Source organism: Streptomyces sp. NPDC004435 (genome assembly GCF_042873895.1).
Taxonomy (GTDB): Bacteria; Actinomycetota; Actinomycetes; order Streptomycetales; family Streptomycetaceae; genus Streptomyces.
In genome coordinates this window covers 238,092-254,718 of record NZ_JBIAMB010000004.1, presented here as the reverse complement: position 1 = coordinate 254,718, position 16,627 = coordinate 238,092, and the positions used below count along the sequence as shown (strand labels likewise).

30 protein-coding genes are annotated in these 16,627 nt (G+C 67.3%); all 30 read right to left on the bottom strand.

Annotated features, from left to right (window positions below; all coding sequences use genetic code 11):
* Positions 1 to 108: 108 nt before the first annotated feature.
* The 30 genes from rpsK to ACFYT9_RS08990 all read right to left on the bottom strand — a co-directional run bounded on the left by rpsK (position 109) and on the right by ACFYT9_RS08990 (position 16,605).
* Complete coding sequence (rpsK, locus tag ACFYT9_RS09135; protein WP_003956432.1) at positions 109 to 513, bottom strand: 30S ribosomal protein S11; 405 nt, start codon at positions 511 to 513, stop codon at positions 109 to 111.
* A 66-nt stretch (positions 514 to 579) separates the two neighbouring features.
* Positions 580 to 960: a 30S ribosomal protein S13 gene (gene rpsM / locus ACFYT9_RS09130; RefSeq protein WP_015035595.1), complete on the bottom strand. Its 381-nt coding sequence runs from the start codon at positions 958 to 960 to the stop codon at positions 580 to 582.
* A gap of 189 nt (positions 961 to 1,149) precedes the next feature.
* Positions 1,150 to 1,263: a 50S ribosomal protein L36 gene (gene rpmJ / locus ACFYT9_RS09125; RefSeq protein ID WP_003956441.1), complete on the bottom strand. Its 114-nt coding sequence runs from the start codon at positions 1,261 to 1,263 to the stop codon at positions 1,150 to 1,152.
* A 63-nt stretch (positions 1,264 to 1,326) separates the two neighbouring features.
* Positions 1,327 to 1,548, bottom strand: a complete 222-nt coding sequence (gene infA / locus ACFYT9_RS09120; protein WP_003956442.1) for a translation initiation factor IF-1 — start codon at positions 1,546 to 1,548, stop codon at positions 1,327 to 1,329.
* Positions 1,549 to 1,789: 241 nt separating this feature from the next.
* A complete protein-coding gene (map, locus tag ACFYT9_RS09115) occupies positions 1,790 to 2,641 on the bottom strand; it encodes a type I methionyl aminopeptidase (RefSeq protein ID WP_376602564.1) in 852 nt (283 codons plus the stop codon).
* 96 nt (positions 2,642 to 2,737) lie between these two features.
* Positions 2,738 to 3,385, bottom strand: a complete 648-nt coding sequence (locus ACFYT9_RS09110; protein ID WP_376598791.1) for an adenylate kinase — start codon at positions 3,383 to 3,385, stop codon at positions 2,738 to 2,740.
* Entirely contained in the window at positions 3,385 to 4,704 is a 1,320-nt protein-coding gene (gene secY, locus ACFYT9_RS09105; protein ID WP_387271355.1) for a preprotein translocase subunit SecY, read from the bottom strand. Before secY ends, ACFYT9_RS09110 begins: the two co-directional genes overlap by 1 nt.
* A gap of 216 nt (positions 4,705 to 4,920) precedes the next feature.
* A complete protein-coding gene (rplO, locus tag ACFYT9_RS09100; protein WP_030494264.1) occupies positions 4,921 to 5,376 on the bottom strand; it encodes a 50S ribosomal protein L15 in 456 nt (151 codons plus the stop codon).
* A gap of 2 nt (positions 5,377 to 5,378) precedes the next feature.
* Complete coding sequence (rpmD, locus tag ACFYT9_RS09095) at positions 5,379 to 5,561, bottom strand: 50S ribosomal protein L30 (RefSeq protein ID WP_005313525.1); 183 nt, start codon at positions 5,559 to 5,561, stop codon at positions 5,379 to 5,381.
* The gene (gene rpsE, locus ACFYT9_RS09090) at positions 5,561 to 6,166 is read right to left on the bottom strand and encodes a 30S ribosomal protein S5 (protein ID WP_030201551.1); all 606 of its coding nucleotides are present in this window, start codon (positions 6,164 to 6,166) and stop codon (positions 5,561 to 5,563) included. The genes rpmD and rpsE overlap by 1 nt, the downstream gene beginning before the upstream one ends.
* Before the next feature lie 45 nt (positions 6,167 to 6,211).
* Positions 6,212 to 6,595: a 50S ribosomal protein L18 gene (rplR, locus tag ACFYT9_RS09085; RefSeq protein ID WP_376598794.1), complete on the bottom strand. Its 384-nt coding sequence runs from the start codon at positions 6,593 to 6,595 to the stop codon at positions 6,212 to 6,214.
* Between the two features lie 3 nt (positions 6,596 to 6,598).
* Positions 6,599 to 7,138, bottom strand: a complete 540-nt coding sequence (gene rplF, locus ACFYT9_RS09080; RefSeq protein WP_376598796.1) for a 50S ribosomal protein L6 — start codon at positions 7,136 to 7,138, stop codon at positions 6,599 to 6,601.
* 20 nt (positions 7,139 to 7,158) lie between these two features.
* A complete protein-coding gene (gene rpsH / locus ACFYT9_RS09075; protein ID WP_030759363.1) occupies positions 7,159 to 7,557 on the bottom strand; it encodes a 30S ribosomal protein S8 in 399 nt (132 codons plus the stop codon).
* 223 nt (positions 7,558 to 7,780) lie between these two features.
* On the bottom strand, positions 7,781 to 7,966 hold the full coding sequence (locus ACFYT9_RS09070) for a type Z 30S ribosomal protein S14 (protein ID WP_003956452.1): 186 nt from the start codon (positions 7,964 to 7,966) through the stop codon (positions 7,781 to 7,783).
* 5 nt (positions 7,967 to 7,971) lie between these two features.
* Positions 7,972 to 8,529, bottom strand: coding sequence for a 50S ribosomal protein L5 (gene rplE / locus ACFYT9_RS09065; RefSeq protein WP_189847270.1), 558 nt, complete (start codon positions 8,527 to 8,529; stop codon positions 7,972 to 7,974).
* On the bottom strand, positions 8,526 to 8,837 hold the full coding sequence (rplX, locus tag ACFYT9_RS09060; RefSeq protein ID WP_043230276.1) for a 50S ribosomal protein L24: 312 nt from the start codon (positions 8,835 to 8,837) through the stop codon (positions 8,526 to 8,528). The genes rplE and rplX overlap by 4 nt, the downstream gene beginning before the upstream one ends.
* Positions 8,838 to 8,839: 2 nt before the next feature.
* Positions 8,840 to 9,208, bottom strand: a complete 369-nt coding sequence (gene rplN / locus ACFYT9_RS09055; protein WP_003956455.1) for a 50S ribosomal protein L14 — start codon at positions 9,206 to 9,208, stop codon at positions 8,840 to 8,842.
* Between the two features lie 97 nt (positions 9,209 to 9,305).
* Complete coding sequence (rpsQ, locus tag ACFYT9_RS09050) at positions 9,306 to 9,587, bottom strand: 30S ribosomal protein S17 (protein ID WP_024755411.1); 282 nt, start codon at positions 9,585 to 9,587, stop codon at positions 9,306 to 9,308.
* Positions 9,587 to 9,811: a 50S ribosomal protein L29 gene (rpmC, locus tag ACFYT9_RS09045; RefSeq protein ID WP_345039134.1), complete on the bottom strand. Its 225-nt coding sequence runs from the start codon at positions 9,809 to 9,811 to the stop codon at positions 9,587 to 9,589. Before rpmC ends, rpsQ begins: the two co-directional genes overlap by 1 nt.
* Positions 9,811 to 10,230, bottom strand: coding sequence for a 50S ribosomal protein L16 (gene rplP / locus ACFYT9_RS09040; RefSeq protein WP_030494257.1), 420 nt, complete (start codon positions 10,228 to 10,230; stop codon positions 9,811 to 9,813). Before rplP ends, rpmC begins: the two co-directional genes overlap by 1 nt.
* Before the next feature lie 5 nt (positions 10,231 to 10,235).
* The gene (gene rpsC / locus ACFYT9_RS09035) at positions 10,236 to 11,066 is read right to left on the bottom strand and encodes a 30S ribosomal protein S3 (RefSeq protein ID WP_030759375.1); all 831 of its coding nucleotides are present in this window, start codon (positions 11,064 to 11,066) and stop codon (positions 10,236 to 10,238) included.
* Entirely contained in the window at positions 11,066 to 11,413 is a 348-nt protein-coding gene (gene rplV, locus ACFYT9_RS09030; RefSeq protein ID WP_055517281.1) for a 50S ribosomal protein L22, read from the bottom strand. The genes rpsC and rplV overlap by 1 nt, the downstream gene beginning before the upstream one ends.
* A 44-nt stretch (positions 11,414 to 11,457) precedes the next feature.
* A complete protein-coding gene (rpsS, locus tag ACFYT9_RS09025) occupies positions 11,458 to 11,739 on the bottom strand; it encodes a 30S ribosomal protein S19 (RefSeq protein ID WP_043230274.1) in 282 nt (93 codons plus the stop codon).
* A 12-nt stretch (positions 11,740 to 11,751) separates the two neighbouring features.
* The gene (rplB, locus tag ACFYT9_RS09020) at positions 11,752 to 12,588 is read right to left on the bottom strand and encodes a 50S ribosomal protein L2 (protein ID WP_017239576.1); all 837 of its coding nucleotides are present in this window, start codon (positions 12,586 to 12,588) and stop codon (positions 11,752 to 11,754) included.
* A 39-nt stretch (positions 12,589 to 12,627) separates the two neighbouring features.
* The gene (gene rplW, locus ACFYT9_RS09015; RefSeq protein ID WP_030759382.1) at positions 12,628 to 12,945 is read right to left on the bottom strand and encodes a 50S ribosomal protein L23; all 318 of its coding nucleotides are present in this window, start codon (positions 12,943 to 12,945) and stop codon (positions 12,628 to 12,630) included.
* On the bottom strand, positions 12,945 to 13,595 hold the full coding sequence (gene rplD / locus ACFYT9_RS09010; protein WP_376598803.1) for a 50S ribosomal protein L4: 651 nt from the start codon (positions 13,593 to 13,595) through the stop codon (positions 12,945 to 12,947). Before rplD ends, rplW begins: the two co-directional genes overlap by 1 nt.
* Positions 13,596 to 13,599: 4 nt before the next feature.
* Positions 13,600 to 14,244 carry a 50S ribosomal protein L3 gene (gene rplC, locus ACFYT9_RS09005; RefSeq protein ID WP_376598804.1) on the bottom strand — a complete coding sequence of 215 codons (645 nt, stop codon included), beginning with the start codon at positions 14,242 to 14,244 and terminating at the stop codon, positions 13,600 to 13,602.
* Positions 14,245 to 14,255: 11 nt separating this feature from the next.
* Positions 14,256 to 14,564 (bottom strand): 30S ribosomal protein S10, encoded by a 309-nt coding sequence (rpsJ, locus tag ACFYT9_RS09000; protein WP_003948644.1) that lies wholly within the window; start codon positions 14,562 to 14,564, stop codon positions 14,256 to 14,258.
* 437 nt (positions 14,565 to 15,001) lie between these two features.
* A complete protein-coding gene (locus ACFYT9_RS08995) occupies positions 15,002 to 16,246 on the bottom strand; it encodes an RNA polymerase sigma factor (RefSeq protein ID WP_389161923.1) in 1,245 nt (414 codons plus the stop codon).
* Positions 16,243 to 16,605 (bottom strand): YciI family protein, encoded by a 363-nt coding sequence (locus ACFYT9_RS08990; protein WP_376598808.1) that lies wholly within the window; start codon positions 16,603 to 16,605, stop codon positions 16,243 to 16,245. The genes ACFYT9_RS08995 and ACFYT9_RS08990 overlap by 4 nt, the downstream gene beginning before the upstream one ends.
* Between the last annotated feature and the right edge of the window lie 22 nt (positions 16,606 to 16,627).

The following is a 16,627-nucleotide window of genomic DNA, read 5'->3' as shown; positions in this document are numbered from 1 at the left end:
TCCGACAGGCACCGGGCGGAGCCCGGTGTTGCTACTGCACAAGGGTACGGGCGGTACGCCTCGAAGAGAGGCGCACCGCCCGAAAGCCCTGGTCAAGCAGGCCGTGCGTCAGACGCGGCGGCGCTTGGGGGGACGGCAGCCGTTGTGCGGCGTGGGGGTGACGTCCTGGATCGAGCCGACCTCGAGGCCGGTGGCCTGGAGGGAGCGGATCGCGGTCTCACGGCCGGAGCCGGGACCCTTGACGAAGACGTCGACCTTGCGCATGCCGTGCTCCTGCGCGCGGCGGGCGGCCGACTCGGCGGCCATCTGCGCGGCGAAGGGGGTGGACTTGCGCGAGCCCTTGAAGCCGACGTGGCCGGCGGAGGCCCAGGAGATCACGTTGCCCGAGGGGTCCGTGATCGAGACGATCGTGTTGTTGAACGTGCTCTTGATGTGCGCGTGGCCGTGAGCGACGTTCTTCTTTTCCTTGCGGCGCACCTTCTTGGCAGCGCCCTGACGACCCTTGGGGGGCATCTCTTACTCCTACGGGAGGTGGTCGGTCCTACAGCGAAGACCGCTTGGTCGAGCGTCCGCTGAGGACTACTTCTTGCCCGGCTTCTTCTTGCCGGCGATGGCGCGACGCGGGCCCTTGCGGGTACGAGCGTTCGTGCTGGTGCGCTGACCGCGGACGGGCAGGCCACGACGGTGGCGAAGACCCTGGTAGCAGCCGATCTCGACCTTGCGGCGGATGTCGGCGGCGATCTCGCGGCGGAGGTCACCCTCGGTCTGGAGGTTGGCGTCCACGTACTCGCGGATCTTGACGAGGTCTTCCTCGGCAAGGTCGCGGACACGGGTGGACGGGTTCACGCCGGTCGCGGCGAGAATCTCCTCGGACCGGGTACGCCCGATGCCGAAGACGTAGGTGAGTGCGACCACCACGCGCTTCTCGCGCGGGATGTCAACACCGGAAACGCGTGCCATTCAATGGCTCCTGTGTTCTCGGGGGTCTGCTGCAGAACCGTTCCCGGCTGCCGTATGAGGTACAGGTCGGGTCCCCGGCCCCCGCCGGAGGTGCCGTCAGCCGTGGATCACGGCCGGACGGGCTCTGCGTATGTACGTATTGCTATGCGTCGCGCGAAGAACTGCGAAATGCAGGTCGGTCGGCGTGCGTCAGCCCTGGCGCTGCTTGTGGCGCAGGTTGTCGCAGATGACCATGACCCGGCCGTGACGGCGGATCACCTTGCACTTGTCGCAGATCTTCTTGACGCTCGGCTTGACCTTCATGGGATGTGAGGTTCTCCGGGTCAGTGCCACCACCCGCGCGCGGAGGCGGGGTGCGGGCAAGATCTACTTGTACCGGTAGACGATCCGGCCACGCGTCAGGTCGTACGGAGAGAGCTCCACGACGACCCGGTCGTCCGGGAGGATACGGATGTAGTGCATCCGCATCTTGCCGGAGATGTGCGCGAGGACCTTGTGACCGTTCTGGAGCTCCACCTTGAACATGGCGTTCGGCAGGGACTCGATCACGGTGCCCTCGATCTCGATGGCACCTTGCTTCTTGGCCACGCTTCGCCCTTCGAATCGGCTACCTTGATCGACTCTCACTCCCCGGTGCGGACACACGGGTACACGAGAGCCGACGCATCAGTCTACGTCAGGCCCTACGAAAAGACGAATCCGAGGAATCTGCCCAACGCGGAAGATCATTACGCCGGCGAGGCTCCCCCTCCTCACGCACCGCTCGCGGGCGAGCGGGCCGAGGCCGGACGCCGAGGTGCACCCCGGGCTCGCCCCGCGGGAACGACGACTACGCCAGCGGGTCCGGCGCCGCCGTGACGCCGAGCTCCGCGAGCTTCGCCTTGCCGCCGTCGACCGCGGTGAGGACCAGGGGGCCCTCCTCGGTGAGGGCGACGCTGTGCTCCCAGTGGGAGGACCAGGTGCCGTCGGTGGAGACGACGGTCCAGTCGTCCTCCAGGACCTCCGTGCGCGGGGTGCCGAGGGAGACCATCGGCTCGATCGCCAGGCAGAAGCCGGGGACCAGCTTCGGGCCCTTGCCGCGCTTGCGGGAGACGTAGTTCAGGAGGTGCGGGTCCATGTGCATCTCGGTGCCGATGCCGTGGCCGCCGTAGTCCTCGACGATGCCGTACCGGCCGAGGCTGTGGTCGCCGGCGGCGGGCCGCGGCTGGCGCTTGATGTACGACTCGATCGCCTTCGAGATGTCGACCAGGCGCGCGCCCACCCGCATCGCGGCGATGCCGGCCCACATCGACCCCTCGGTCACCCGGGACAGCTCGACGAGCTCCGGGGCGTGACCGGTGCCGACGAAGGCGGTGTACGCGGCGTCGCCGTGCCAGCCGTCGACGATCGCGCCGGCGTCGATGGAGATGATGTCGCCGTCCTTGAGAACGGTCTTCTCGTCCGGGATGCCGTGGACGACGACCTCGTTGACCGAGGTGCAGATGGTGGCGGGGAAACCGCCGTAGCCGAGGAAGTTCGACTTCGCCCCGTGGTCGGCGATCACCTTGCGCGCGACCTCGTCCAGGTCCTTCGTCGTGGCGCCCGGCACCGCGGCCTCGCGGGTCGCCGCGTGGATGGCGGCGACGACCAGCCCCGCCTCGCGCATCTTCGCGATCTGCTCGGGGGTCTTGATCTGCACCATCGTGACGGGGGCCTTTCCAACGGGTACGGGGACAGAACAACGATACGGCCGCGGCGCCCGTGAGGGGCACCGCGGCCGTACCGCGTGAGCGTGGGGTTACTTCTTGAGCGCGGCCATCGCGCGCGCCGTGACCTCGTCCACCTTGCCGAGCGCCGAGATCGTCACGACCAGGTTCTGCGCCCGGTAGTAGTCGATGATCGGCTCGGTCTGCGTGTGGTAGACCTCCAGCCGCTTGCGGACGGTCTCCTCGGAGTCGTCGGCACGCTGGTAGAGCTCGCCACCACAGGTGTCGCAGACGCCCGCGGACTTCGGGGCGTTGTACTCGACGTGGAAGACGTGCGAGGAGTCGTTGCGGCAGATGCGGCGACCCGCGATCCGCTTCACGACCTCGTCCTCGGGGACCTCCAGGTCCAGGACCGCGTCCAGCTGCATGTCGTCGGCCTTCAGCACGACATCCAGGGCCTCGGCCTGAGCCACGTTGCGCGGGAACCCGTCGAGCAGGAAGCCGTTGACGGCGTCGCCCTGCTCCATGCGGTCCTTGGCCATCCCGATGGTCACCTCGTCCGGGACGAGCTCGCCCCGGTCCATGTAACCCTTCGCCTCCAGGCCCAGCGCCGTGCCCTGCGAGATGTTGGCACGGAACAGGTCACCCGTGGAGATGTGCGGGATGGCCAGGTTCTTGGCGAGGAACGCGGCCTGCGTTCCCTTGCCGGCCCCGGGCGGTCCGACGAGGACGATTCGCATCAGCGGAGGAACCCTTCGTAATTGCGCTGCTGGAGCTGGCTCTCGATCTGCTTCACGGTCTCCAGCCCCACACCCACGATGATGAGGATGCTCGTCCCGCCGAAGGGGAAGTTGGCATTGGCACCGCCGAAGCCTGCCAACGCCATCGTCGGCACAAGAGCGATCAGACCCAAGTACAGCGAGCCCGGCCAAGTGATCCGGTTGAGCACGTAGCTCAGGTACTCGGCAGTAGGTCGACCAGCCCGGATACCCGGGATGAAGCCACCATACTTCTTCATGTTGTCGGCGACTTCCTCGGGGTTGAACGAGATCGCCACGTAGAAGAAGGCGAAGAACACGATCAGGAGGAAGTACGTCGCGATGTAGTAGGGGTGGTCACCCTTGACGAAGTGGGCTTCGATCCAGGTCTTCCAGCCCGCCTGCGAGCTGGAGAACTGCGCGATCAGCGCCGGGATGTAGAGCAGCGACGACGCGAAGATGACAGGAATCACACCTGCCTGGTTCACCTTGAGCGGGATGTAAGTGGACGTACCGCCGTACGACCTGCGACCGATCATGCGCTTCGCGTACTGCACCGGGATGCGGCGCTGGGCCTGCTCGACGAAGACGACGAGGGCCACCATCACGAAGCCGATCAGGATGACGGTGCCGAACTCGATCCAGCCCTGGGCGAGCTTGCCGCTCTCCTTGATGGCCCACAGGGCGCCCGGGAAGCCGGCGGCGATCGAGATGAACATCAGGATCGACATGCCGTTGCCGATGCCGCGGTCGGTGATGAGCTCGCCGAGCCACATCACGATGGCGGTACCCGCGGTCATGGTGATGACCATGACGGCGATGGTGAAGATCGTGGGGTTCGGGACGACCTGGTCGGCGACGTTGCAGCCGCTGAAGAGGGCGCCGCTCTTGGCGGTGGCCACGAGGCCCGTGCCCTGGAGGACCGCGAGCGCGATCGTCAGGTAGCGGGTGTACTGCGTGATCTTCGCCGTACCGCTCTGGCCCTCCTTCTTGAGGGCTTCGAGACGCGGGATCACGACGGTGAGCAACTGCAGGATGATGCTCGCCGTGATGTACGGCATGATGCCGAGCGCGAAGATGGTGATCTGCAGCAGTGCGCCGCCACTGAACATGTTCACCAGGCCGAACAGGCTGTTGTTGCCCTCGCTCGCCTGGTCCACGCACATCTGGACGGCCTCGTAGCTGACGCCGGGCACGGGGACGTGGGCCCCGAGGCGGTACAGCACGATGATCGCCAGCGTGAAGAGCAGCTTCTTGCGCAGGTCGGGCGTCTTGAACGCCCGGGCGAAGCCGGTGAGCACGGTGCCTCCTGCGACCCCCGCGCTATGCGTCAGAGGTGACGGTTTTGAGATTCGACAATGACTGATTGGATCAGTCCCGGCTCCTGCGGTCTATACCGCATGAGCATGGACGGTGCACGCCACCTTACCGGCGACCATGCCCCCCTAGGAACGACCAACCGGGGATGCCCCTTTTGGGAGGCATCCCCGGTCGGATGTTCAGGCCATCGAGTCGTCTCAGACGAGCTCGGTGACGGTGCCGCCGGCGGCGGCGATCTTCTCCTTGGCGGAGCCGGAGACGGCGTCGACCGTCACCTGCAGCGCCACGGAGACCTCGCCGGTGCCGAGCACCTTGACGAGCTGGTTCTTACGAACCGCACCCTTGGCGACCAGATCGGCCACCGTGACCTCGCCACCCTGCGGGTAGAGCGCGGCCAGCTTGTCCAGGTTCACGACCTGGTACTCGGTGCGGAACGGGTTCTTGAAGCCCTTGAGCTTCGGGAGGCGCATGTGGAGGGGCATCTGGCCACCCTCGAAGCGCTCCGGAACCTGGTAACGGGCCTTGGTGCCCTTGGTACCACGACCGGCCGTCTTACCCTTCGACGCCTCACCACGACCCACACGGGTCTTGGCGGTCTTGGCGCCCGGGGCGGGACGGAGGTTGTGGATCTTGAGCGGGTTGTTCTCCGCCATGATCAGTCGACCTCCTCAACCGTCACGAGGTGGCGGACGGTGTGCACCATGCCGCGGAACTCGGGGCGGTCCTCCTTGACGACCACGTCGTTCAGGCGCTTGAGCCCGAGCGAACGCAGCGTGTCGCGGTGGTTCTGCTTGCTGCCGATGTACGACTTCGTCTGCGTGATCTTGAGGCGAGCCATTACGCACCCGCTCCCGCACGCGCACGAAGCAGAGCCGCGGGGGCGACGTCCTCGAGGGGCAGACCACGGCGAGCCGCGATCTCCTCGGGACGCTGCAGGCCCTTGAGGGCCTCCACGGTCGCGTGCACGATGTTGATCGCGTTGTCGGAGCCGAGCGACTTCGACAGGATGTCGTGGACGCCGGCGCACTCGAGAACCGCGCGCACCGGGCCACCGGCGATCACACCGGTACCGGGGGAAGCAGGCTTGAGCAGGACGACGCCCGCGGCCTTCTCACCCTGGATGGGGTGGGGGATGGTGCCCTGGATACGGGGGACCTTGAAGAAGTGCTTCTTGGCCTCCTCAACACCCTTGGCGATGGCGGCCGGCACCTCCTTGGCCTTGCCGTAACCGACACCCACGGTGCCGTCACCGTCGCCCACCACGACCAGCGCGGTGAAGCTGAAACGACGACCACCCTTGACAACCTTGGCGACGCGGTTGATCGCGACTACGCGCTCAACGTACGCGGTCTTCTCGGCGGCGGCAGCGCCACCGTCGCGGCCCTTCCGGTCCCGCCGCTCGCCGCCACCGGCACCGCTGCCGCGGCGCTGGGGTCCAGCCATTGGAATACCTCTCTCTGTTACGTCCGTTAGTCCCGGAACCGGGGCTTAGAACTTCAGCCCGGCTTCGCGGGCGGCGTCAGCCAGAGCGGCAATGCGCCCGGCGTACCTGTTGCCACCACGGTCGAACACGACGGCCTCGACACCGGCGGCCTTGGCGCGCTCGGCGACCAGGGCGCCGACCTGCTGGGCCTGCGAGGACTTGGAGCCCTCGCCGCCGCGGACGGAGGCGTCCAGGTGGGACGCCGACGCCACGGTGTGGCCCTTCAGGTCGTCGATGACCTGCGCGGTGATACCGCGGTTCGAACGCGTCACGACGAGGCGCGGACGCTCCGCCGTACCCGACACGTTCTTGCGGATGCGCAGGTGACGGCGCGCCTTCGCAGCGCGCTTGTAAGCGTCGCCCTTGGCGATCTTGACACCGTATGCCATGGCTTACTTACCAGCCTTTCCGACCTTGCGGCGGATGACCTCGCCCGCGTACTTGACGCCCTTGGCCTTGTACGGGTCGGGCTTCCGCAGCTTGCGGATGTTCGCGGCGACCTCGCCGACCTTCTGCTTGTCGATGCCCTCGACCGAGAACTTGGTCGGCGACTCGACCTTGAACGAGATGCCCTCGGGCGCCTCGATCAGGATCGGGTGGCTGTAGCCGAGCTGGAACTCCAGACCGGAGCCCTTCGCGGCCACGCGGTAACCGACACCGCTGATCTCGAGCGCCTTGACGTACCCCGCGGTCACACCGGTGATCATGTTGGCCACCAGCGTGCGGGACAGGCCGTGGAGGGCCTTGTTCTGACGCTCGTCGTTCGGACGGGTGACGTTCAGAACGCCGTCCTCGCCCTTGACGATCTCGATCGGCGCGGCGACGGTGTGGCTCAGGGTGCCCTTGGAACCCTTCACCGTGACCGTGCGGCCCTCGATGGTGACGTCCACGCCGGCGGGAACCGTGATGGGGAGCTTGCCGATTCGCGACATTGCTATTCCTCCGTTCCCGACTACCAGACGTAGGCGAGGACTTCCCCACCCACGCCCTTCTTCTGCGCCTGCTGGCCGGTCAGGAGACCGTGGGACGTGGAGATGATCGCCACGCCCAGGCCGCCGAGGACCTTCGGCAGGTTGGTGGACTTCGCGTAAACCCGGAGGCCCGGCTTCGAGATCCGCTTGATGCCCGCGATGGAGCGCTCACGGTTCGGACCGAACTTGAGGTCGACGACGAGGTTCTTGCCGACCTCGGCGTCCTCGACCTTCCAGCCCGTGATGAAGCCCTCCTGCTGGAGGATTTCCGCGATGTGAGACTTGATCTTGCTGTGCGGCATCGTCACGGTGTCGTGGTACGCCGAGTTCGCGTTACGCAGACGCGTGAGCATGTCTGCGATCGGATCAGTCATGGTCATGAATTGGCCTTCGGCCTCTCTCGCCGGGGTTTCCTGGTGCACCATCCCTCTCCCCGATCCGAGACGGGGCGGGTGCGGTGCGGTGGACCTACGGCGTAGTAAGTCGTAAGGGCGGCGGACGCCCAACCCCACTAGCCTAAGCCATGCGGGGGTGGGAGTCCGCCATCCCAATGCCTACCGAGAGACTCCGGTCATTCACCAACGCCCAGAGGGCGAAGGGGAATTACCAGGAGCTCTTGGTCACGCCCGGCAGCTCGCCACGGTGAGCCATCTCACGAAGGCACACGCGGCAGAGGCCGAACTTGCGGTACACGGAGTGGGGACGGCCGCAGCGCTGGCAGCGCGTGTAGGCACGCACGCCGAACTTGGGCTTGCGGGCAGCCTTCGCGATGAGAGCCTTCTTCGCCATCTCGCTTACGCCTCCTTGAACGGGAAGCCGAGGTGACGGAGAAGCGCGCGGCCCTCGTCGTCGTTGGTCGCCGTGGTGACCACGGTGATGTCCATACCCCGGGTACGGTCGATCTTGTCCTGGTCGATCTCGTGGAACATGACCTGCTCCGTGAGACCGAAGGTGTAGTTGCCCCGGCCGTCGAACTGCTTCGGGGACAGGCCGCGGAAGTCGCGGATGCGCGGCAGCGCGAGCGACAGGGTGCGGTCCAGGAACTCCCACATGCGGTCGCCACGGAGGGTGACGTGGGCACCGATCGGCTGGCCCTCGCGGAGCTTGAACTGCGCGATGGACTTGCGGGCCTTGGTGACGGCCGGCTTCTGACCGGTGATCGTGGTGAGGTCGCGGATCGCGCCCTCGATCAGCTTCGAGTCACGGGCGGCGTCGCCGACACCCATGTTGACCACGATCTTCACGAGGCCGGGGATCTGCATGACGTTCTCGTAGGAGAACTCCTCACGCAGCTTGCCGGTGATCTCCTCGCGGTACTTCGTCTTGAGACGCGGAGTGGTGGTAGCCATCAGATGTCCTCACCCGTCCGCTTGGCAACGCGGATCTTGTTGCCCTCGTCGTCGAAGCGGAAACCGACACGCGTGACGACCTTCTTGCCGTCCTTCTCCACGACCAGCTGGACGTTGGAGACGTGGACCGGCGCCTCGGTGGTCACGATGCCGCCGGCCTGGTTCGGGCCGGCCTTCGTGTGCTTCTTGACCCGGTTGACACCCTCGACCAGGACACGCGAGTCGGCGGGGTAGGCCGCGATGACCTTGCCCTGCTTGCCCTTGTCCTTGCCGGTGATGACCTGGACCAGGTCGCCCTTCTTGATCTTCATGCTTACAGCACCTCCGGCGCGAGCGAGATGATCTTCATGAACTTCTTCTCGCGCAGCTCACGGCCCACCGGGCCGAAGATACGGGTGCCACGAGGGTCGCCGTCGTTCTTCAGAATGACGGCGGCGTTCTCGTCGAAGCGGATGTACGAGCCGTCCTGACGACGACGCTCCTTGACGGTGCGAACGATGACCGCCTTGACGACGTCACCCTTCTTCACGTTGCCACCGGGGATCGCGTCCTTGACGGTGGCGACGATGACGTCACCGATGCCCGCGTAGCGGCGACCCGAACCACCGAGAACACGGATGCAAAGGATCTCCTTGGCACCAGTGTTGTCGGCGACGCGAAGTCGCGACTCCTGCTGGATCACGTCTATCTCCTGATTGTCTGCCGGTTCCCGGCAGGGGCACCGGAGTGCCCCTGCCGAGCCTGGCGGAACTGTTCCTAGGGGGTCCCCCTAGGAGGGATTACTTGGCCTTCTCGAGGATCTCGACGACGCGCCAGTGCTTCGTCGACGACAGCTTCCGGGTCTCCATCAGGAGGACGCGGTCGCCGATGCCGGCAGCGTTCTGCTCGTCGTGAGCCTTGAGCTTGTTGGTACGGCGGATGACCTTGCCGTACAGCGCGTGCTTGACGCGGTCCTCGACGGCGACGACGACGGTCTTGTCCATCTTGTCGCTGACGACCAGGCCCTCGCGGACCTTGCGAGCGTTGCGCTCGGTCTTCTCAGTCACGTTGCTCTCGCTCATCAGGCGTTCTCCACCGTCTCAATGCCGAGCTCACGCTCTCGCATGAGGGTGTAGATCCGGGCGATGTCCTTACGGACCGCCCGGAGACGGCCGTGGTTCTCGAGCTGACCCGTCGCCGCCTGGAAGCGGAGGTTGAACAGCTCTTCCTTGGCCTCGCGGAGCTTGCCAACAAGCTCCTCGTTGCCCAGCTCGCGCAGCTCGGACGCCTTGGTACCGGCCGACATCACAGCTCACCTGCCTCGCGCTTAACGATCTTGCACTTCATCGGCAGCTTGTGAGCCGCACGAGTCAGAGCCTCACGCGCGATCTTCTCGTTCGGGTAGGACAGCTCGAACATCACCCGACCGGGCTTGACGTTCGCGATCCACCACTCCGGCGAACCCTTACCGGAACCCATGCGGGTCTCGGCAGGCTTCTTCGTCAGCGGGCGGTCCGGGTAGATGTTGATCCAGACCTTGCCGCCACGCTTGATGTGGCGGGTCATCGCGATACGCGCGGCCTCGATCTGGCGGTTGGTCACGTAGGCCGGGGTGAGGGCCTGAATGCCGTACTCGCCGAACGCAACCTGCGTGCCACCCTTGGACATGCCATTGCGCTTCGGGTGGTGCTGCTTGCGGTGCTTGACCCTACGGGGGATCAGCATTTCGGTCAGGCCTCCGTTCCGGTGCTCTCAGCAGCCGGAGCGGCGGCGGCCTCGGCCTTGGGGGCCTCGGCAGCGGGAGCCTGCTGCGGCTTGCGACCGCGACCGCCACGCTCGCCACCGCGGCCACCGCGGCCGGCCGGGCGGTCAGCGCCGCCACGGGCCGGGCGGTTGCCCGCACGGGCAGCAGCGTTCTCGGCGCGGACCTCGGCGATGTTCTTGACGTCGCCCTTGTAGATCCAGACCTTCACGCCGATGCGGCCGAAGGTCGTCTTGGCCTCGAAGAAGCCGTACTCGACGTTCGCGCGGAGCGTGTGCAGCGGCACACGACCCTCGCGGTAGAACTCCGAGCGGGACATCTCGGCGCCGCCGAGACGGCCACCACACTGGATCTTGATGCCCTTGGCGCCGGCCTTCATGGCGGACTGCATGCTCTTGCGCATGGCCCGACGGAAGGAGACGCGGGAGGAGAGCTGCTCGGCGACGGCCTGGGCCACGAGCTGAGCGTCGACCTCGGGGTTCTTGACCTCGAGGATGTTCAGCTGGACCTGCTTGCCGGTCAGCTTCTCCAGCTGGCCGCGGATCTTGTCGGCCTCGGCGCCACGGCGACCGATGACAATGCCCGGACGAGCGGTGTGGATGTCCACGCGGACACGGTCACGGGTGCGCTCGATCTCAACCTTCGAGATGCCGGCGCGCTCCATGCCGGACGTCAGCATCCGACGGATGGCGACGTCTTCCTTGACGTAGTCCTTGTACAGCTTGTCGGCGTACCAGCGGGACTTGAAGTCCGTGGTGATGCCGAGCCGGAACCCATGCGGGTTAACCTTCTGGCCCATTACCGGGTTCCTTCCTTGCTGCTGACGACCACGGTGATGTGGCTGGTCCGCTTGCGGATCCGGTAGGCACGGCCCTGGGCACGCGGACGGAACCGCTTCAGGGTCGGGCCCTCGTCGACGTACGCCTCGCTGATGAACAGCGAGTTGGCGTCCGTGTGGTCGTAGTTGTGCGCGGCGTTGGCGATGGCGCTGTCGAGCACCTTGCCGACCGGCACGGAGGCTGCCTGCGGAGCGAATCGCAGAACAGCCTGAGCCTCCGTGGCATCCATGCCACGGATCAGGTCCACCACGCGGCGGGCCTTCATGGGCGTGACGCGGATGTACCGCGCCTGGGCCCTGGCTTCCATGGTTGTCCCTCTCAGTTACTTACGTGTCTGAATGCGATCCGCTACTAGCGGCGCTTCGACTTCCGGTCATCCTTGACGTGACCCCGGAAGGTACGCGTCGGCGAGAACTCGCCGAGCTTGTGCCCGACCATCGACTCGGTGACGAACACCGGGACGTGGGTCTTGCCGTTGTGCACCGCGATCGTGTGCCCGAGCATCGCCGGGATGATCATGGAGCGACGGGACCAGGTCTTGATGACGTTCTTGGTACCGGCCTCGTTCTGAGCGTCCACCTTCTTGATGAGGTGGCCGTCGACGAAGGGTCCCTTCTTGAGACTGCGCGGCATCTAAACCCGCTCCTAGCGCTTCTTGTTCGTCTTGCGGCGGCGGACGATGTACTTGCTCGAAGCCTTCTTCGGCGAGCGAGTACGACCCTCCTTCTGACCCCACGGGGAGACCGGGTGGCGACCACCGGAGGTCTTGCCCTCACCACCACCGTGCGGGTGGTCAACCGGGTTCATCGCCACACCGCGAACGGTCGGACGAACGCCCAGCCAGCGCTTGCGGCCGGCCTTGCCCCAGTTGATGTTCGACTGCTCGGCGTTGCCGACCTCGCCGATGGTGGCGCGGCAGCGGGCGTCGACCAGACGGATCTCACCGGACGGCATGCGGAGGTGGGCCATCGTGCCCTCCTTCGCCAGCAGCTGCACGGAGGCACCCGCGGAGCGGGCGAACTTGGCGCCACCACCGGGACGGAGCTCGATCGCGTGGATCGTGGTACCGACCGGGATGTTGCGGAGCGCCAGGTTGTTGCCGGGCTTGATGTCCGCGCCGGGGCCGTTCTCGACGCGGTCACCCTGCGTCAGACCCTTGGGAGCGATGATGTAGCGCTTCTCGCCGTCCAGGTAGTGGAGCAGCGCGATGCGCGCGGTGCGGTTGGGGTCGTACTCGATGTGAGCGACCTTGGCCGGCACGCCGTCCTTGTCGTGACGACGGAAGTCGATCACGCGGTAGGCGCGCTTGTGTCCGCCACCCTGGTGGCGAACGGTGATCCGGCCGGTGTTGTTACGGCCGCCCTTGCTGTGCAGGGGGCGGACCAGCGACTTCTCCGGCGTGGACCGCGTGATCTCGACGAAGTCGGCTACGGAGGAGCCACGACGGCCCGGCGTAGTCGGCTTGTACTTGCGGATACCCATTTCTCAGTCCTCGTCCGATATCGGACGACTCGACCGCCGTCAGGCGGTCGGGCCGCCGAAGATGTCGATTCGGTTGCCCTCGGCCAGGGTCACGATGGCGCGCTTGGTGTTGGCGCGCTTGCCGAAACCGGTGCGGGTGCGCTTGCGCTTGCCCTGACGGTTGATCGTGTTGACCCCGGTGACCTTGACCGAGAAGACCGCCTCGACGGCCTGCTTGATCTGGGTCTTGTTGGAGCCGGGCGCGACGATGAACGTGTACTTGTTCTCGTCGAGCAGGGCGTAGCTCTTCTCGGAGACAACCGGCTTGACGAGGACGTCGCGCGGGTCCGTGAAGGTCTTGCTGGTGATCTCGGCCATCAGGCGTCGTTCCCCTCGTTGTCGTCGGCCTTGGGGCCAGACACGAAGGACTCGAGGGCGGCCTGGGTGAAGACCACGTCGTCGGATCGCATCACGTCGTACGTGTTCAGCTGGCCCGGCTCCAGGATGTGCACCTGGGGCAGGTTGCGGGCGGACAGCCACGCGGCCTCGTCGGAGCGCTCGACGACCAGGAGCAGGTTCTTGCGCTCCGAGATCTTGCCGAACAGGACCTTGGCGGCCTTGGTGGAGACCTCACCCTCGACCACGCCGGTGACGACGTGGATGCGGGAGTGGTTCGCCCGGTCGGAGAGGGCACCGCGGAGGGCGGCGGCCTTCATCTTCTTGGGGGTCCGCTGCGAGTAGTCACGCGGCACGGGACCGTGCACGACGCCACCACCGGCGAACTGCGGGGCGCGGGTCGAACCCTGACGGGCGCGGCCGGTGCCCTTCTGGCGGTAGGGCTTCTTGCCACCACCACGGACCTCGCCACGCGTCTTGACCTTGTGCGTGCCCTGACGGGCGGCGGCCAGCTGCGCGACGACGACCTGGTGGATCAGCGGGACGCTGACCTTGGCTTCGAAGATCTCGGCCGGGAGCTCGACGGTCCCGGTCTTGTCGCCGGAAGGCGACAGAATGTCAATGGTGCTCATATCCTCAGGCCCCCTTGGCCGCGGTGCGGACCAGGACGAGGCCGCCGTTCGGACCAGGAACCGCGCCCTTGATGAGCAGCAGGCCCTTCTCCGCGTCAACGGCGTGAACGGTCAGGTTCTGGGTGGTCACGCGCTCGTTGCCCATGCGGCCGGCCATGCGCATGCCCTTGAAGACGCGGCCCGGGGTGGCGCAGCCACCGATCGAACCGGGCTTGCGGTGCACGCGGTGGGCACCGTGGGAGGCCTTGCCACCACGGAAGTTGTGGCGCTTCATGGCACCGGCGAAGCCCTTGCCCTTGCTCTTGCCGGTCACGTCGACCTTGATGCCCGCCTCGAAGACCTCGGCGGTGATCTCCTGGCCGAGGGTGTACTCGCTGGCGTCAGCGGTACGCAGCTCGACGAGGTGGCGGCGCGGGGTGACGTCGGCCTTGGCGAAGTGGCCCTTGAGGGGCTTGTTCACCTTGCGCGGGTCGATCTCGCCGAAGGCGATCTGGACCGACTCGTAGCCGTCGACGTCGTTCGTACGCACCTGGGTGACGACATTCGGGCCGGCCTTGACGACGGTCACCGGGACGACCCGGTTGTTCTCGTCCCAGACCTGCGTCATGCCGAGCTTCTCGCCCAGGATGCCCTTGATGTTCTTAGCCATCTCGCGCGCCCTCAGAGCTTGATCTCGATGTCGACACCGGCCGGCAGGTCGAGACGCATCAGCGAGTCAACCGTCTTCGGCGTGGGGTCGAGGATGTCGATGAGGCGCTTGTGCGTGCGCATCTCGAAGTGCTCGCGCGAGTCCTTGTACTTGTGCGGCGACTTGATGACGCAGTACACGTTCTTCTCAGTGGGCAGCGGCACCGGGCCCGCGACCGACGCACCAGTGCGGGTCACCGTCTCGACGATCTTCTTCGCCGAGGAGTCGATGACCTCGTGGTCGTAGGCCTTGAGCCGGATGCGGATCTTCTGTCCCGCCATGGCTACTCCGTAGTCCTGTCTTGTCGTTAAACGCTCTGGAGCCCGGAGGATCACCGTTCTCCTCCGACCCACGCGGTCGGGCGTGTCGCACTCCCTCTACGAAGAAGTCCCGAAGGATTTCCCAACCAAGGGGGTGCGGGCCGAGGACCGCGGGACGGGGGTGAACACCCACCGGGCGCCTGGCCGGTACCCCGCTGACACTTCCCGGAAGATTCCCGTACGTCCGCTCCTGAGAAGGAGCGACGAGTACCGTGGGACTCGCTTCCGGTCCCCCCGACGGGAGGCGTGCAGCATCGGCACTCAACCGAGCAACCCCGCTAGTCTGCCATACGGGGCCTATGGGCCGCCAATCGGGTCGAAGACTGTACCCCACGTCACGTTCACCCACACGCACAGGTCGAACGGGCTCCCGACGCCCGGGCCGCCCTCCCCCGGGGTCACCCCAGCCGGCGGGCTCGCTCCGTCAGGTGGCGGCGCTCGGGGGCGCTCGTGGTACGGCGGGCCGCCTCCCGGTAGGCGACCGCGGCCGCCGCCGGTTCGCCGGAGAGCTCCAGCAGATGGGCCCGGGTGGCCAGGAGCCGGTGGTGGCGGGCCATGCGCTTGTCGGCCGCCAGCGTGTCGAGCAGGGCGAGCCCCGCGCCCGGGCCCTCCACCATGGCCACCGCCACCGCGCGGTTGAGGGTGACCATCGGGTTGGGCCCGGTCCGCTCCAGGAGCTCGTACAGGGCCAGGATCTGCGGCCAGTCCGTCGTCTCCGCCGCCTCCGCCTCGTCGTGCACCGCCGCGATCGCCGCCTGGATCTGGTATGGGCCGACCTGACCGCGCGGAAGGGTGCGGCTGATCAGCCCGACGCCCTCGGCGACCAGGGCCGCGTCCCAGCGGGAACGGTCCTGCTCCGCCAGCGGGACCAGCTCGCCGTGCGGGCCGGTACGGGCCGGCCGGCGGGCGTCGGTGAGCAGCATCAGCGCCAGCAGGCCCGCCGTCTCGGTGTCCTCAGGGACGAGCCGGTGCAGCAGCCGGGCCAGCCGGATCGCCTCCGACGACAGCTCCGGCGCCGTCAGCTCCTCGCCGCCGCTCGCCGTGTACCCCTCGTTGAAGACCAGGTAGAGCACGTGCCGGACCTCGGCCAGCCGGGGCGCCCGGTCCCCGGCCTCCGGCAGGACGAGGGCGTCCCCCGCCGCCCGGACGGTCTGCTTGGCGCGGCTGATCCGCTGCGCCATCGTCGCCTCCGGCACCAGGAACGCGGCGGCGATCTGCGCGGTGGTGAGGCCGCCGACCGCCCGCAGGGTGAGCGCGATCCGGCTCGGCGGCGACAGGTCCCGGTGGCAGCAGAGGAAGAGCAGCGCCAGCGAGTCGTCCCGGTCGGTGTCCGGGGCCTGGTCGGCGGCGGGCGCCAGCAGCTCGGCGGCCGGCGTGGCGAGCGCGACCGTGTCCTCGCGCCGGCGCCGGGCCGCCTCGCTGCGCACCTGGTCGACGTACTTGCGGTGGGCGACGGCCAGCAGCCAGCTGCCGGGCCACTCCGGCACCCCCTGCTCCGGCCACTGCCGGGCCGCCGCGATCAGCGCCTCCTGGACGGCGTCCTCGCAGCCGTAGAAGTCGCCGTGCCGGCGGACGAGGGCGCCGAGGACCCGCGGGGCCGAGGCCCTCAGCAGCTCCTCGACGCCGGCCGGTTCCGCGGTCACACGTCCGCCGCGGACTCGTGCAGCACCGGCCAGAGCTCCACCGGGTCGACGTCCGCGAAGGGCATGTCGGCGGCGATCGCCTGGGCCCGCTCCAGGGACTCGCAGTCGAGGAGGTAGAAGCTGGCCAGGTACTCCTTGGTCTCCAGGTAGGGCCCGTCGGTGACGGCCGGGGCGCCGTCCTCGCGGCGCACCAGCTGGGCGGCGGCCGCGTCGGCGAGTCCGTACGCGCCGACCAGCTCGCCGGTCTCCCGGTACTTGCGGTTGAAGGCGTCCTGGCGGGCGATCGCCTCGGGCCACGCGTCGGCCGGGAACGCGTCCCACTTGGCCTGGTTGCCGTAGATCATCGCGACGTACTTCATCTCGGGTTCCTCCCCTGTCCCG